Genomic DNA, 14,366 nt, shown 5'->3' on the forward strand with positions numbered 1-14,366 from the left:
CCCTGATTTCGGGGCTATTAAGGGGTCGAGAGAAGGCTGCACAGCCATCGCCCGTCTGCGGTTGCGCATAATAGCATAGCCAGTAGAAACAGTTGGCAACGAGGGAATAAAAGAACTGTAAACATTTCCGGGTACTGCCATCCGGATGAGGGAATCAGGATCGAGAAATCAGGGCAGAGAAATTAAACGGCCTGCGTTTAACGCCCACCACGAATCAAACCACCCAATCCTCGCTCTTCAATGAAAATCGACGCCCACTGACGGACTTCACTGGCTGTTTGTGCGTTAAGCACTTTATTGACCAATTGGCGCGTTTCATCCTCGCCAATGCGGCGCAGCAGATACTTGATGCGGGCAACGCTGCGCCCGTTCATGCTCAGCGTACGGAACCCAAGACCAATCAGCAACAAAGCACCCATCGGCTCACCGGCCATCTCGCCACACACCGACACGGGCAGCCGATAATGATGGCACTGGGTGATTATCATGTTCAGCGCCTGCAACATTGAGGGATGCAAGCTGTCGTATAGCGAACCAACATGTGGGTTATTGCGATCTACCGCCAGTAAGTACTGGGTCAGATCATTGGTGCCGACGGAAACAAAATCGATACGGGATGCCAGATGCGGCAACAGGAATAACACTGACGGCACTTCAATCATAATGCCGATACGCGGGCGCGGCGACGGGAAGCCAAGCAGTTCCGACACCTCTGCTGCCGCCCGGTCGATCAACCGTTTTGCCTCATCGATCTCATCCAGACTGTTGATCATCGGCAGTAAAATACTCAAATTGCCAATGTGGGCGTTGGCACGCAGCATAGCGCGAACCTGAATCATGAAGATTTCCGGCTGATCCAGCGTGACACGAATACCGCGCCAGCCCAGACACGGGTTTTCCTCACTGATGGGCAGATAAGGCAACTGCTTGTCGGCACCGATATCCAGCGTACGCAACATCACCGGTCGGGTCGGATACAGCCGCAGCATGCCTTCATACTGCGTCATCTGCTCCTCTTCCGAAGGGAAGCCGTTTTGCAGCATGAACGGAATTTCGGTGCGATACAGACCGACGCCATCAACCTGATTGATAAAGCGTTTCTCATGCTCGGCGCTCAGACCGGCATTGAGCATCACATCCACCCGTTCACCGCTTTTCAGCACCGCCGGGCGTTCCATATCGTCTTCCGCCAGCCGGGTGAGCTCGTTCTCCTCGCTCAGCAGGCGTTGATACTCCTGCACCAGCACCGGCTCCGGGTCCACCAGCAACTCACCGCGATACCCATCCAGCACCAGCAGGCGCTGATGCAGTAGATCAGGCTGAATATCCGCGCCCATCAACGTGGGGATACCCATCGCCCGCACCAGAATGGCAGCATGGGAATTGGCAGCACCGTCATAGGCCACTACCCCCGCCAGACGATCCTGCGGTACTTCGGCCAGCAACGTAGCAGTCAGCTCATCGGCCACTAAAATAAAGCGCGGTGGCCACTGCCCATTGCTTTGGGCATTGTCGTCAAGGTGAAACAGCAGACGCTGACCTAACGCCCGCAGGTCACTGGAGCGATCACGCAGGTAAGGGTCCTGCAAACTGGCAAACTGTGCCGCGAACCGCTCGACAACGACTTTAACAGCCCACTCAGCCACGCTGCCGGTATCCACTTCCTGAAACAAATCACGTTTCAGACGGGCATCGTTAAGCAAGTGCGAATAGAAATCGAAGATGGCCGCACTCTCTTTTTGCGAGCTGGCGCTAAAACGTTTGCTGAAACGGCGAAACTCCGCACCTGCCTCTTCCATCGCCACCAACAAGCGGGAACGTTCACGATCACTGTCGAGACTGGAGGCCGGAAACACCAGTTCCAACGACGGCTGGCTACGGTCCTGCCAGCCCGGTGCAATCGCGACGCCGGAAGAGGCAGCCATTGCTTTAATGCGTGTCTGGCGGTATTGCCCGAACAACGCCTTCATTTGGGATAGGGAAAGGATGGCCGCCATCTGGGTGGCCAGCGTCACCATGAATGATTCTTCGTTTTTGTCGAACTGCCGGTGCTCGCGCTGCTGCACGACCAACACGCCCAACAGCTGACGCCGGTGGATAACCGGTACACCCAGAAAGGATCGAAAGTGCTGCTCACGGACAGCAGGAATAAATTTGAAGCTGGGGTGACTTTGCGCATCCGCCAGATTGATAGGCTCCGCCCGCTCGCCCACCAGGCCGACAATCCCCTGACCAAACGCCAGCGTAATGGTACGACCGCGCGGCTTTTTCAACCCGCGCGTCGCCATCAGGTAATAACATTGACGATCGTGATCAGCCAGATAGATAGAACAGACTTCCGTATCCATCGCCAGACAGGTTTCATTAACCAGAATGTCCAACGCATCACTCAGCCGGGCCGCGGCCGCAACCTTTTCAATAATTTCTCGCAGTCGCGTGAGCATCATGATGTGTCGGATTATCCTCGTTTTCGTCTGGTGCCTGATGATATTCGGGTAGCCGAATTCTCCTGTAGCTGCATCACGGCGATGACAAACTCCTTCATCACCTTACGGTAAACATCCCGTTTGAACGACACCACCTGGCGTACCGGATACCAGTAGCTCACCCAACGCCAGCCGTCGAATTCCGGGGTGCCGCTGCTTTGCATATTGATGTCGGATTCATTACACATTAACTGTAGCAGAAACCATTTTTGCTTTTGGCCGATACACACCGGTTTTGTATCCCAACGCACCAAACGTTTTGGCAATTTATAGCGTAACCAGCTTCGGGTGGAAGCCAGAATACGAACGTCCTTTTTCCGCAGCCCCACCTCCTCGAACAGTTCGCGGTACATCGCTTGTTCCGCGCTTTCTCCGGGGTTGATCCCCCCTTGAGGAAACTGCCAGGAGTGCTGGCCGTAGCGGCGAGCCCACAATACCTGACCCTGCCGATTACAAATTACAATACCAACATTCGGGCGGTAGCCATCATCGTCGATCACCGGACTACCTCGATAAACTAGAATGCAAAGATGACTCGATTGTTTCACACTCCTGACAGACGGTAAACTCCCGCCTTACATCCCTTTTATTGATGTGTTTACGGCAATCGCGACAGATGTCGGTAGCTCGGGTCGCAGCCTTGCCATTAACACGAGATTTTAGATAACACATCGGTAACCCACAGATAGGATCGAAGTTATAAACATTCACATGGCAATTTCGTCGGTTTATTCACTTTTTCTGTGGACATCTTTGTGAAGAACATCATGAAAAAGTGCGCAAAACTCATAGCAGCTTTTATGTGAGCGTGATCCAGCACGCTAAATTGCCATTCCCTTTCAAAGAATTAAGCGGCTTTTCCCCGTTCCATCCACTTCTCATCACCAGCCAATACGAATCCAGTTTTCAGAATGGCGAAAGATCGCACTACGATGCTTTTATCCACAGGTAACGAGGTAAAACCAGCCAAAAAATCAGCAAAACCAGCAAAACCACCGTCCGTCAAGGCTGTAAATCAAAACAGTAATCCTGAGTTATCCCGGTTATCCCATAAATCTGTGGATAACATAGTGTAAAATCCTGTTCATTGCCGGTGTCTTGTCATGAACAAAAACCGGCAGTATGTTTTTCACTGTGGGGAGCAGAAGAAAAATCATAAAAGAATCATGCTATTATTATTTTTCTTCTGAATAGCTGAATGCCTGACGTTATCCCCCGTTATAGCTGTATTTTTTTTAATCAACCCTGTTATCAGTAACGGATACTCGATCCATGCAGACACCCACGCCTCATCAGGTACCGCCGGACAGCGAACACACTCTGTTGCTACGGGCTCAAGCGTTGGCCGGTTATTCGCTGGCAGAGCTGGCCCGAATAGCCCAATTAACGCTGCCCGCCGACCTGAAACGCGACAAAGGCTGGATAGGCGTCTTGTTGGAACGTTTTCTGGGTGCCAGCGCTGGTAGCAAACCCGAGCAGGATTTCCCTGATATCGGGATTGAATTAAAAACCATCCCGGTGGATGAACAAGGGCGTCCGCTGGAAACCACCTTTGTCTGCGTAGCGCCACTCACAGGCAACAGCGGTGTCACCTGGGAAAGCAGCCATGTGCGCCATAAATTAGCCAGAGTGCTGTGGATTCCGGTGGAAGGTTCACGCCCTATTCCGCTGGGGGAGCGGCGTATCGGTGCGCCGCTGTTGTGGAGCCCCAGCCCTGAAGAAGAACAACAATTACGTCGGGATTGGGAAGAACTGATGGATTTGATCGTGCTGGGCAAGGTGGAAAGTATTACCGCCCGTCACGGTGAGGTGTTGCAATTGCGCCCCAAAGCCGCCAATAGCCGGGCGCTGACGGAAGCCATTGGTGAACATGGGCAACCGATTATGACGCTACCACGCGGTTTTTATCTGAAGAAAACCTTTACCACACCGCTCCTGGCCCGCCATTTTCTGTTGTAATACCCAGAGCGGCGGTATACCAGATGGGCGCATATCTCTATCACCTGATTCCCGGTGCGCCGAGACCTCAGCCTGAAAAGAGGGCAACGATAAATCCGCTTGCCTGCGTGGTATCGGGCCGGAGATAATAGTCATTTACATTTCGTTTAAGGATGTACTGAGATAATGCTAGATTGGATCTCCGACCCTAATGCCTGGCTGGCACTAGGAACCCTCACCATATTGGAAATCATCCTTGGCATCGACAACATCATCTTTTTGTCGCTGGTCGTCGCCAAACTCCCTAAACATCAGCAGAATAAAGCCCGACGTATCGGTTTGCTTTGCGCTATGCTGATGCGGCTCTGCCTGCTGGCGTCAATCGCCTGGGTTATCAGGCTGACCAATCCACTGTTTAGCGTATTAGGACAAGCTGTTTCTGCCCGCGACCTGATCTTGTTCTTCGGCGGTCTATTCCTTATCTGGAAATCCAGCAAGGAAATTCACGAAACGATTGAAGGCGGTGCGGAAGATCATACATCACAGGTACATTCGTTCCTCGGTGCCATCGTGCAGATTATGCTGCTGGATATCATCTTCAGCCTGGATTCCGTGATCACCGCCGTCGGCCTGTCTGACCACTTGTTCATCATGATGGCCGCCGTGGTGATTGCCGTCGGTGTCATGATGTTTTCCGCTCGTCCTATCGGTGAATTCGTCGACCGTCACCCCTCGGTGAAAATGCTGGCCTTGTCGTTCCTGATTCTGGTGGGCTTTACACTGATTCTGGAAAGCGTGGCGATTCATGTGCCGAAAGGCTACATCTATTTCGCTATGTTCTTCTCTATGTCGGTGGAAGCGCTGAACCTGATGCGCGGTAAGAAATCCGTCAAAAATCAGTAATTCTCTGGCGGGAAACGGTGTATTCACCGTTTCCCCGCTTATTCTTGCGTATCTTTTTAATTTTTTTACCATAAATCCTAACCTCAGCCGAACGACGCTTTGCTAGACTGAAAAAATATTCAATTTTTTTGCTAAACAATAGGTAAATTCAGCATGCGATCCCGGATAACAACCGCCATTGTCCTGACTTTTGTGGTCCTACTCTCTGGCTGTGCCAGCCACTATGTTATCGCCACGAAAGACGGTCAGATGCTGTTGACCAAAGGAAAACCCGTGCTGGATCCTGCAACCGGACTGCTCAGTTATACTGATGAAGATGGCGTACAACACCAGGTCAACAACGACGGTGTTTCTCAGGTAATGGAACGCTAATGGTTGATTCAGGGCGGTTTGAAAGTAAGGCCCAAGCCGCCTTCGTTGCAGTCTCCCGGTCAGGGGGACGTCGTTTTTGCCCTGATCAATGCGTAGTCTGACCGCACAAAGGGTCTTCCCCCCTCGTCACAGCTTAGTTATAGTCAAAATTGCGGTGCCGTCGCACCCGCGTTACTCAGAAGAATAAAAAGGAAACCGCAATGCTCTATCACCGTATTCCCCACAGCAGTTTGGAAGTCAGTACACTCGGTTTGGGTACCATGACCTTCGGCGAGCAAAATAGCGAAGCAGACGCCCATGCCCAGTTGGATTTTGCGGTTGCCGCCGGCGTTAATCTGATTGATACCGCAGAAATCTATCCGGTTCCGCCACGGCCAGAAACGCAGGGACTCACGGAGAGCTACATCGGCTCCTGGCTGAAAAGCCGCGGCGGGCGTGAAAAGCTTGTCATCGCCAGCAAAGTCGCCGGGCCAGTGCGTCTCAATGACAGTAGCTTGCGCCCGCAGCAGGCGCTGGATCGCAAAAATATCCGCGCTGCACTGGACGACAGTCTCAAACGTCTGAACACCGATTATATCGACTTATATCAGCTACACTGGCCGCAGCGTCAGACCAACAGCTTCGGCAAGCTCAATTACCAGTACACCCAGGAAAAACCGGCCGTCACATTGTTGGAAACCCTGGAAGCGCTAAACGAACAGGTGCGGGCGGGGAAAATCCGCTATATCGGTGTATCGAACGAAACCCCATGGGGGGTGATGCGCTATTTGCAACTGGCGGAAAAGCATGAGTTGCCGCGTATCGTCTCTATTCAAAACCCCTATAGTCTGCTGAACCGCAGCTTCGAGGTCGGTCTGGCTGAAGTCAGCCAGCATGAAGGCGTGGAACTGCTGGCCTACTCGCCGCTGGCATTCGGCACCTTGACGGGTAAATACCTCAACGGCGCTAAACCGGCAGGCGCACGTAATACGTTGTTTAGTCGTTTTGTCCGCTACTCGGCACCGCATACCCAGCAAGCCATCGCCGAATATGTGGCGCTGGCGGACAAGCACGGTCTGGACCCGGCGCAGATGGCGTTGGCGTTTGTGCGCCAGCAACCGTTTGTCGCCAGTACCCTGCTTGGCGCAACAACGCTGGAACAGTTAAAAACCAACCTGGATAGCCTGAACCTGACGCTCGGTGAAGAGATCCTGACGGAACTGGAAGCGATCCACCGCCGCTTTACCATTCCCGCACCGTGATGGTGTACTGCTCTATGATGGTGTACTGCTCTATGATGGTGTAATGCTCCATGATGGTATAGTGCACCTTGATAATATACTGCGCCTTCCCAGGAAGGCGCTGCTCCTACAATACCGTTCCGTCAGAACGCCATGCTAAATAACGCCTGAGCGCTGTCATCTTTCATGCGGGCGGGCGCGATAGCCTCGATACCCCAGTGACAAATGCATATTACGGGAAAAATCCACCGCCACGCCTGCCCGTATCAGGCGCGTGTTATCCGCCAGCAGCAACCCCCAACGCCCCTTGTTCGCCAACCGGGGTACCCATTGCCAAGCAACACGCCGTAACCATTAGGGATGAGAAGCCGTCACTAAAAGAGAACATTGATGAATCTCGTTGAACAAAAAAGTACTCAATCGTCATCATCATAGTGGTGAAAATACCGCCTGTTGGAGCACACCTTGCCATCATCAACCGTCATCCTTATTCGGTAATATATTCCATTTAATACATTCCATTGCTTCAGAAGCAGCACTATGTTTGTCATAGCCCGTCATACTTCGTGTATCACACCTCAGGTTTCAAAAACGGGTTTCAAAGACGGGTTTCAAATACGTTGGGTATCAACTCCCAACCATTAACACATCGACCTGCAACCCGGTGACCATGAGCCTGTTTTTACAGAATGACATCATGACATAACAAAAATCTGCACTTCTTAATAATATTCTTACACAAGAAAAATGAACAAAACAAGCCATTTCATTTTCAATTTCGTGAAAGAAAATGAAATAGAAACAAAATTAAAATGAATAGAAAGATCAAGAAACAATGACGTGAATAAGGAAATGATGAATTTTTAATAAATGTAAATCACGGCAGTGAATGTGAAGGGGGGCATATACGATAAAAAGAAAAAGGCGAACACAGAATAATACATTCGCCCTTATAAAAAAAAGGTTATTTAATTGACTTCAATAACGCCTGGCGTTGATTTTCCAGTGCCGTCACCCGATTGCAAACATCGTGACCAAAACGCTGAAAATCTGATTCCTGCGTTTTCCACTCAGTTTGAATGGCTTGTTGCAGACCACCCAGATTACCCATCATCGCCTGCAACGGATTACCGCCGCTGCTGCCCAGTTGTTTGACGCCCATTTCATTGAGGCTATCTTGCAAGACCCCACCCATTGCCCGTTCGACAATCTGCTGTCCGTCCTGCTCAACCTGCTTAATTGCCTGATGATGAAAGGCCAGGCCATCACTGCGATGCTCAATAATCCGGTTCATCTGCTGTTTTAGCTGCTCATCCAATGACCCCAGTCGATTGCGCACATTACTGTCACTACCTAGCTGCTGCACAATCACCTTGTCTAATGCCTGACGCGCTTTCTCCAGGTGTTGGCGTGCCCCTTCGTCAATCCACGGCAGTTGCTGGCGCAATTCAGCCTGATACGACTGAGCCTGCTGACGCTGCGCACTATTGAGGTTCAGCGCGCTGCCGTTGCTCAATACATCCCCTCGCGGTGAAATTTGCAGATTACCGCTGGCACCGACCACGCTCACACTCTGTGGGCTGATAATGATGTCGTCTTGTGGTTGAACATGGCATTGATAGGCTGCCTGCGCTTGCCAGGCCAGCAACATCAATGCTCCCAAGGTCATTTTACGCAACATAAAAACTCCTGAAAAAACGGCGTCAAACACCAGCCGCAACACCCGGCGGCAAAGGCTTTCACCACAGTCATCACCGGCGTACTTCACCGATGATGACAGCAGTGGTGACAAAAAACGCGCGATTTAACCGAGGTGAGCGGGCAGATCCCACCAAATGTCGAACAAATCGCTGACCGTTACTTCCGTCAACTGATGTGACTCCAGCCAGTTACGCACCAGTTCACGCTGTTCATCGGTACAGTTACCCAGCTTTTGCAGGCACACCAGACCTTCCCATTGCAGATAGCCGCTGCCTTCAAACGCCAGGCCGTTTGGCTCGATCACCTCATCAACAAACAGATCCAGCGTGCGATCAATCTCTTCCACACTGGTTCCTTGCGCAAAACGCCAGCTAACCGAAAAACCAAACTCCTGAAACTCATCGATATGCAGTTTCTTGCGTAAACGACGACTCCGATTCTTAGCCATTATTGATTCCTCTCAAACATCAGATCCCAGACGCCATGCCCCAGCCGTTGGCCGCGGGCCTCAAATTTCGTCAACGGCCGTGAAGCCGGACGCGGTACATAATCATTATGGTCAGACAGATTGCGGTAACCTGCGACCGTACTCATCACTTCGAGCATATGTTGCGCATAAGGTTCCCAGTCGGTCGCCATATGGAACACCCCGCCAACCGCCAGTTTACGCAGCACCAGCTCAGCGAACGGTGCTTGTACAATGCGACGTTTGTTATGGCGCGCCTTGTGCCACGGGTCAGGGAAAAACAGTTGCACCATGGCAAGCGAACCATCGGGAATCATTCGCTCCAGCACTTCTACCGCGTCGTGGCACATCACCCGTAGGTTGTCGACGCCCGCTTCCTGAGCGGCCCCCAGACAAGCGCCCACACCGGGAACATGTACTTCGATACCGATAAAATTCTGTTCCGGGTGCTGCTGCGCCATCGTCACCAGCGATGCACCCATCCCAAAACCAATCTCCAACACCACAGGTGCCTCACGCCCAAATAACTGGGTGAAATCCAGCGGCTCATTCTGATATTCCACGCCCATCACCGGCCAAAAATCATCCAGCGCCTGTTGCTGTCCTTTGGTCAGGCGGCCCTGGCGGCGCACAAAACTGCGGATTCTGCGCAGTGGACGCCCGTTTTCATCGAATTCTGGAGAGATGACGTTATTGATCATAATGCGTTCTGTAAGTCTGATTGGGTTGGGAAAACGCGCATTATCCAAGGATATGGTTGTTTAGCAAGTAGGCGGAGGCGGAAAGTTCCGGTTTACAGTACATTCACTCTGTGCTGCAATCGCTGTCAAATTTTTACCTGCCGGATAACGACGCCTCTATGATGCAAGCGCAACAGTTCGCGCAACAGGTGCTGGAGTGGTACGAGCGCTACGGACGTAAAACCTTACCCTGGCAGCTCGAGAAAACCCCGTATAAAGTCTGGCTGTCAGAAGTGATGCTACAGCAGACCCAGGTCACCACCGTCATTCCCTATTTCGAACGGTTTATGGCGCGCTTTCCTACGGTGCGGGAACTGGCTGCGGCACCATTAGATGATGTACTGCACCTGTGGACCGGGCTTGGCTACTATGCCCGCGCCCGCAACCTGCATAAAGCGGCGCAAACGATCGTCGAACGCCACGGCGGCGACTTCCCTACCCAATTCGATGACATCGTCGACCTGCCCGGCGTGGGCCGCTCCACCGCAGGTGCTATTCTCTCGCTGTCGCTCGGTCAGCACTATCCGATTCTGGATGGCAATGTCAAACGGGTATTAGCGCGTTGCTACGCCGTCGCTGGCTGGCCGGGGAAAAAAGAGGTCGAGAAGCAGCTGTGGACGTTGAGTGAAACCGTCACTCCGTCGCTCGGTGTCGAAAAATTTAATCAGGCGATGATGGATTTGGGAGCGATGGTCTGCACCCGCAGCCGCCCCAAATGCGAACTCTGCCCGCTCAGTAACGGTTGTGTCGCTTACGCTAACCATAACTGGGCAGAATACCCTGGCAAAAAACCCAAGCAGACATTACCGGAAAGGACCGCCTGGTTCTTGCTTATGCAACAAGCACAGACTGTTTGGCTGGAGCAACGTCCGCCGGTCGGCCTGTGGGGCGGCCTGTACTGTTTCCCGCAATTCACCACGAAAGATGAATTGGTGCAATGGCTCAGTCAGCGCGGCATCCCCCAACAAGGGCTGCGTCAGGGCATTGCCTTTCGTCATACCTTCAGCCATTTCCACCTGGATGTTGTACCGATGTGGCTGGAGGTCTCCGACACAGGTTCCTGCATGGATGAAGGTGCCGGTCTTTGGTATAACTTAGCGCACCCGCCATCCGTAGGGCTCGCCGCCCCGGTAGAACGGTTGTTACGCCAGTTGGCTCAGCCGCAATCGGTCTTCGCTGACGCCTGTGCACATGATGAGGAATAAGCATGAGCAGAACCATTTTTTGTACTTTTTTACAACGTGACGCCGAAGGGCTCGACTTCCAGCTTTACCCCGGTGAGTTGGGTAAACGCATTTATAACAACATTTCGAAAGAAGCCTGGGCACAGTGGCAAACCAAGCAGACCATGCTTATCAACGAGAAAAAACTCAACATGATGAATGTGGAGCACCGCAAGCTGCTGGAACAAGAGATGGTGCAGTTCCTGTTTGAAGGCAAGGACGTGCATATCGACGGTTACACCCCGCCGCAACACTAAATGACAAGGGCCGACAGGCCCTGATGCATTCCTGATCCCGTACGGCTAGATACAATGAAGAAACTGCTTGCTTTGCTGCTTGTCGCCCCGTTGTTGATCTCCTGCTCCAGCAAAAAAGGAGGTGAGAACAACGAGGCGTTTATTAAAGACACCAACGCCTTCGACATTTTGATGGGGCAATTCGCCAATAACATCGAAAACATCTGGGGATTGAACGAGGTTCTGATCGCCGGCCCCAAAGACTACGTCAAATACTCTGATCAATATATGACGCGTAGTCACGTCAACTTCGACGCCGGTACCATCACCATCGAAACCATTTCTTCAACTAACTATCTGGCCAGTCTGCGTCAGGCGATTATCACCACCCTGTTGATGGGGGATAACGCCAGCAATACCGACCTTTATTCCGATGCCAACGATATCCAGATAAGCCGTGAACCCCTGCTGTACGGTCAGGTGCTGGACAACACCGGCCAGCCGATTCGCTGGGAAGGCCGCGCAGGTAATTTTGCCGATTATCTGCTGCAGAACAAGTTGCAACGCCGTACATCCGGTATGAAGGTCATCTGGTCGGTCACCATTCAACTGGTGCCGAACCACCTGGATAAACGTGCGCACAAATACCTGCCGATGGTGCGTCAGGCTTCCGAACGCTATGGCATCGACGCCTCGCTGATTCTCGCCATCATGCAAACCGAATCCAGTTTCAACCCGTATGCGGTTAGCCGTTCTGACGCGCTGGGGCTGATGCAGGTGGTACAACACAGCGCCGGACGCGATGTATTCAAAATGAGAGGTAAATGGGGCCAGCCAAGCCGCAGCTACCTGTTTGACCCGGAGAATAACATCGATACCGGTACGGCCTATCTGGCGATGCTGAAAAACGTCTATCTGTCTGGCATTCAGGATCCGACGTCACAACGCTACGCCATGATCACCGCCTATAACGGCGGCGCGGGTAGCGTATTACGGGTCTTCTCCAGTGATAAAGACACGGCGTTTGGCATTATCAATACCATGTCGCCCAGCCAGGTCTACCAGACCCTGACGACACGCCATCCGTCTGCTGAATCACGCCATTATCTGTACAAGGTGAATACGGCGCAGAAAAACTATCGCGGTTATAGCCGCTGATATTTCGCCGCAACAAGCGGTGTCCGTTCAGGGCACCGCTTGCCTCCAAACCCTCTCTATTTTTTGTCGCCTCCAGCGCCATTTCTGCATCACCTCATTAGCAATGATTAACAAATGACCATTGCAAACGATTGGTTACAGTCATAAGCAAACACTATCTAAAAAGCCAATTAATAGACTTAACGACTAAGAAAACAACATTTAACCAATTAATCACTTACTAAAGGCGGAAAATGAAGCATACAAACAAAACAAAGTGAAGGAATCGACGCAGAGAGTTTTTGCCTCTCCGGTCAGGAAACGGTAGCATCGCTGGTGTTTTTAGCTCCCCTGCACAGCAGAAGCAAAAACGCTATTCGTATGATGAAAAGCAAGCCACACGATGAACCAGGCTGTGACACAACAGCTAACTTCATGCTCCTGAATGACAGACAAGGAATCAAACGGGCAATGAATCAACATAAAAATGAGGCCGAGCACCACGCCAAACGGCGTTGGCTCGAATCACACGAAGCGGGTTACCACAAAAGCATGGGTAACCGTCAGGTGCAGATGATCGCTATCGGTGGTTCGATTGGTACCGGCTTATTTCTCGGCGCAGGCGCGCGATTGCAGATGGCTGGCCCGGCACTGGCGTTGGTGTATCTGACGTGCGGTATTTTCTCGTTTTTCATTCTGCGAGCACTGGGCGAATTGATCGTTCACCGTCCTTCCAGCGGAAGTTTTGTCTCCTATGCCCGCGAGTTCTTGGGCGAAAAAGCCTCTTATGTTGCAGGCTGGATGTACTTCCTCAACTGGGCGATGACTGGCATCGTCGATATCACCGCCGTCGCGCTTTACATGCACTATTGGGGAACTTTTGCCGATATTCCCCAATGGATGTTCGCGCTCGGGGCACTGGCTATCGTCACCACCATGAACATGATTGGTGTGAAGTGGTTCGCCGAGATGGAATTTTGGTTCGCGTTGATCAAAGTGGCCGCCATTTCCCTGTTCCTGATCGTGGGCACGATTTTTCTCGGCACGGGCAAAACGCTGGACGGCAACATACCGGGGTTGCACCTGATAACCGATAACGGCGGTCTGTTTCCGCATGGTCTGCTACCCGCATTAGTGCTGATACAAGGGGTTATCTTCGCGTTTGCCGGGGTAGAGCTTATCGGTACCGCCGCAGGTGAGTGTAAAGACCCGGAAAAGACACTGCCCAAAGCGGTCAACAGTGTTATCTGGCGTATTGGCCTGTTTTACGTCGGTTCCGTCATCCTGCTGGTCTGCCTGTTGCCGTGGAACGCCTATCAGGCCGGACAAAGCCCGTTCGTTACCTTCTTTAGTAAATTGGGCGTCCCCTACATCGGCACTATCATGAATATCGTGGTGCTCTCGGCAGCACTCTCCAGCCTTAACTCCGGGCTGTATTCTACCGGCCGCATCCTGCGTTCGTTGTCTCAGGGCGGTTCAGCACCGAGATTCCTTGGCAACATGAACGCGCAGTCAGTGCCTTATGCCGGGATCCTGGTTACCGTCTGTATCCATGTGATCGGGGTATTTCTGAACTATATTGTGCCGTCGCAGGTATTTGAAATCGTACTGAATGTGGCTTCGCTCGGTATTATCAGTTCCTGGGCATTCATCATTATTTGCCAGATGAAGCTGCGTCAGGCCATTCATCAGGGCAAAGCCAAACCCGTCTTTTTCCGTATGCCGCTGGCACCGTTTTCCTCCTGGCTGACGCTGGCCTTCTTGCTCAGCGTGCTGGTGCTGATGGCGCTGGATTACCCTAACGGCACCTGGACTATCGCTACGATTCCGGTGTTGGCTGTCCTGCTTATCGCGGGCTGGTACGGGCTTCGCAAACAAAAAGAAGACGCCAACCGCCTGAAAGCGGAACATGAGAAAACAGCCGTCTGATGACCAATTAGCGAT

14 protein-coding genes are annotated in these 14,366 nt (G+C 52.2%); 8 read left to right on the plus strand and 6 right to left on the minus strand.

All coding sequences use genetic code 11. The features are described from left to right. Nucleotides 1-197: 197 nt before the first annotated feature. Nucleotides 198-2,444, minus strand: coding sequence for a phosphoenolpyruvate--protein phosphotransferase (ptsP, locus tag FAZ14_RS07575; protein ID WP_038906250.1), 2,247 nt, complete (start codon nt 2,442-2,444; stop codon nt 198-200). A gap of 14 nt (nt 2,445-2,458) precedes the next feature. Continuing rightward, nucleotides 2,459-2,986: an RNA pyrophosphohydrolase gene (gene rppH, locus FAZ14_RS07580; protein ID WP_012883628.1), complete on the minus strand. Its 528-nt coding sequence runs from the start codon at nt 2,984-2,986 to the stop codon at nt 2,459-2,461. Between the two features lie 772 nt (nt 2,987-3,758). Between rppH and mutH the strand changes: the two genes are divergently transcribed. From mutH to FAZ14_RS07600, 4 genes are all read left to right on the plus strand, one after another. Then, on the plus strand, nt 3,759-4,445 hold the full coding sequence (gene mutH / locus FAZ14_RS07585) for a DNA mismatch repair endonuclease MutH (RefSeq protein WP_153508308.1): 687 nt from the start codon (nt 3,759-3,761) through the stop codon (nt 4,443-4,445). 165 nt (nt 4,446-4,610) lie between these two features. Next, nucleotides 4,611-5,327 (plus strand): TerC family protein, encoded by a 717-nt coding sequence (locus FAZ14_RS07590; RefSeq protein WP_016942152.1) that lies wholly within the window; start codon nt 4,611-4,613, stop codon nt 5,325-5,327. Nucleotides 5,328-5,480: 153 nt separating this feature from the next. Then, nucleotides 5,481-5,699, plus strand: coding sequence for a YgdI/YgdR family lipoprotein (locus tag FAZ14_RS07595; RefSeq protein ID WP_016942153.1), 219 nt, complete (start codon nt 5,481-5,483; stop codon nt 5,697-5,699). 200 nt (nt 5,700-5,899) lie between these two features. Then, complete coding sequence (locus FAZ14_RS07600; protein ID WP_038925477.1) at nt 5,900-6,940, plus strand: NADP(H)-dependent aldo-keto reductase; 1,041 nt, start codon at nt 5,900-5,902, stop codon at nt 6,938-6,940. 156 nt (nt 6,941-7,096) lie between these two features. On the opposite strand, the gene FAZ14_RS07605 is transcribed toward FAZ14_RS07600, so the two are convergent. From FAZ14_RS07605 to trmB, 4 genes are all read right to left on the minus strand, one after another. Continuing rightward, nucleotides 7,097-7,237: a hypothetical protein gene (locus tag FAZ14_RS07605; RefSeq protein WP_153508309.1), complete on the minus strand. Its 141-nt coding sequence runs from the start codon at nt 7,235-7,237 to the stop codon at nt 7,097-7,099. A 646-nt stretch (nt 7,238-7,883) separates the two neighbouring features. Further along, entirely contained in the window at nt 7,884-8,600 is a 717-nt protein-coding gene (locus FAZ14_RS07610) for a YggN family protein (protein WP_153508310.1), read from the minus strand. Nucleotides 8,601-8,723: 123 nt separating this feature from the next. Next, nucleotides 8,724-9,068 (minus strand): YggL family protein, encoded by a 345-nt coding sequence (locus tag FAZ14_RS07615; RefSeq protein ID WP_016942156.1) that lies wholly within the window; start codon nt 9,066-9,068, stop codon nt 8,724-8,726. Beyond that, the gene (trmB, locus tag FAZ14_RS07620) at nt 9,068-9,787 is read right to left on the minus strand and encodes a tRNA (guanosine(46)-N7)-methyltransferase TrmB (RefSeq protein ID WP_012883619.1); all 720 of its coding nucleotides are present in this window, start codon (nt 9,785-9,787) and stop codon (nt 9,068-9,070) included. Before trmB ends, FAZ14_RS07615 begins: the two co-directional genes overlap by 1 nt. A 158-nt stretch (nt 9,788-9,945) precedes the next feature. Here trmB and mutY point away from each other — a divergent pair, with 158 nt between their 5' ends. From mutY to ansP, 4 genes are all read left to right on the plus strand, one after another. Further along, nucleotides 9,946-11,031, plus strand: a complete 1,086-nt coding sequence (gene mutY, locus FAZ14_RS07625) for an A/G-specific adenine glycosylase (protein WP_038925630.1) — start codon at nt 9,946-9,948, stop codon at nt 11,029-11,031. 2 nt (nt 11,032-11,033) lie between these two features. Further along, nucleotides 11,034-11,306 carry an oxidative damage protection protein gene (locus FAZ14_RS07630; RefSeq protein ID WP_016942159.1) on the plus strand — a complete coding sequence of 91 codons (273 nt, stop codon included), beginning with the start codon at nt 11,034-11,036 and terminating at the stop codon, nt 11,304-11,306. A gap of 54 nt (nt 11,307-11,360) precedes the next feature. Continuing rightward, the gene (gene mltC, locus FAZ14_RS07635; RefSeq protein ID WP_012883616.1) at nt 11,361-12,443 is read left to right on the plus strand and encodes a membrane-bound lytic murein transglycosylase MltC; all 1,083 of its coding nucleotides are present in this window, start codon (nt 11,361-11,363) and stop codon (nt 12,441-12,443) included. A 450-nt stretch (nt 12,444-12,893) separates the two neighbouring features. After that, nucleotides 12,894-14,351: an L-asparagine permease gene (ansP, locus tag FAZ14_RS07640; RefSeq protein ID WP_153508311.1), complete on the plus strand. Its 1,458-nt coding sequence runs from the start codon at nt 12,894-12,896 to the stop codon at nt 14,349-14,351. The last annotated feature ends 15 nt before the right edge of the window (nt 14,352-14,366 follow it).

Origin of the sequence: Dickeya oryzae, from assembly GCF_009372235.1 — a bacterium.
In the GTDB taxonomy this organism is placed as follows: domain Bacteria; phylum Pseudomonadota; class Gammaproteobacteria; order Enterobacterales; family Enterobacteriaceae; genus Dickeya; species Dickeya oryzae.

Coding starts and splice junctions, on each gene's coding strand:
- FAZ14_RS07630 (WP_016942159.1), top strand. CDS start 11,034: ATGAGCAGAACCATTTTTTGTACTTTTTTACAACGTGACGCCGAAGGG.
- mltC (WP_012883616.1), top strand. CDS start 11,361: ATGAAGAAACTGCTTGCTTTGCTGCTTGTCGCCCCGTTGTTGATCTCC.
- ptsP (WP_038906250.1), bottom strand. CDS start 2,444: ATGCTCACGCGACTGCGAGAAATTATTGAAAAGGTTGCGGCCGCGGCC.
- mutY (WP_038925630.1), top strand. CDS start 9,946: ATGATGCAAGCGCAACAGTTCGCGCAACAGGTGCTGGAGTGGTACGAG.
- FAZ14_RS07615 (WP_016942156.1), bottom strand. CDS start 9,068: ATGGCTAAGAATCGGAGTCGTCGTTTACGCAAGAAACTGCATATCGAT.
- FAZ14_RS07590 (WP_016942152.1), top strand. CDS start 4,611: ATGCTAGATTGGATCTCCGACCCTAATGCCTGGCTGGCACTAGGAACC.
- FAZ14_RS07610 (WP_153508310.1), bottom strand. CDS start 8,600: ATGTTGCGTAAAATGACCTTGGGAGCATTGATGTTGCTGGCCTGGCAA.
- mutH (WP_153508308.1), top strand. CDS start 3,759: ATGCAGACACCCACGCCTCATCAGGTACCGCCGGACAGCGAACACACT.
- ansP (WP_153508311.1), top strand. CDS start 12,894: ATGAATCAACATAAAAATGAGGCCGAGCACCACGCCAAACGGCGTTGG.
- trmB (WP_012883619.1), bottom strand. CDS start 9,787: ATGATCAATAACGTCATCTCTCCAGAATTCGATGAAAACGGGCGTCCA.
- FAZ14_RS07595 (WP_016942153.1), top strand. CDS start 5,481: ATGCGATCCCGGATAACAACCGCCATTGTCCTGACTTTTGTGGTCCTA.
- FAZ14_RS07600 (WP_038925477.1), top strand. CDS start 5,900: ATGCTCTATCACCGTATTCCCCACAGCAGTTTGGAAGTCAGTACACTC.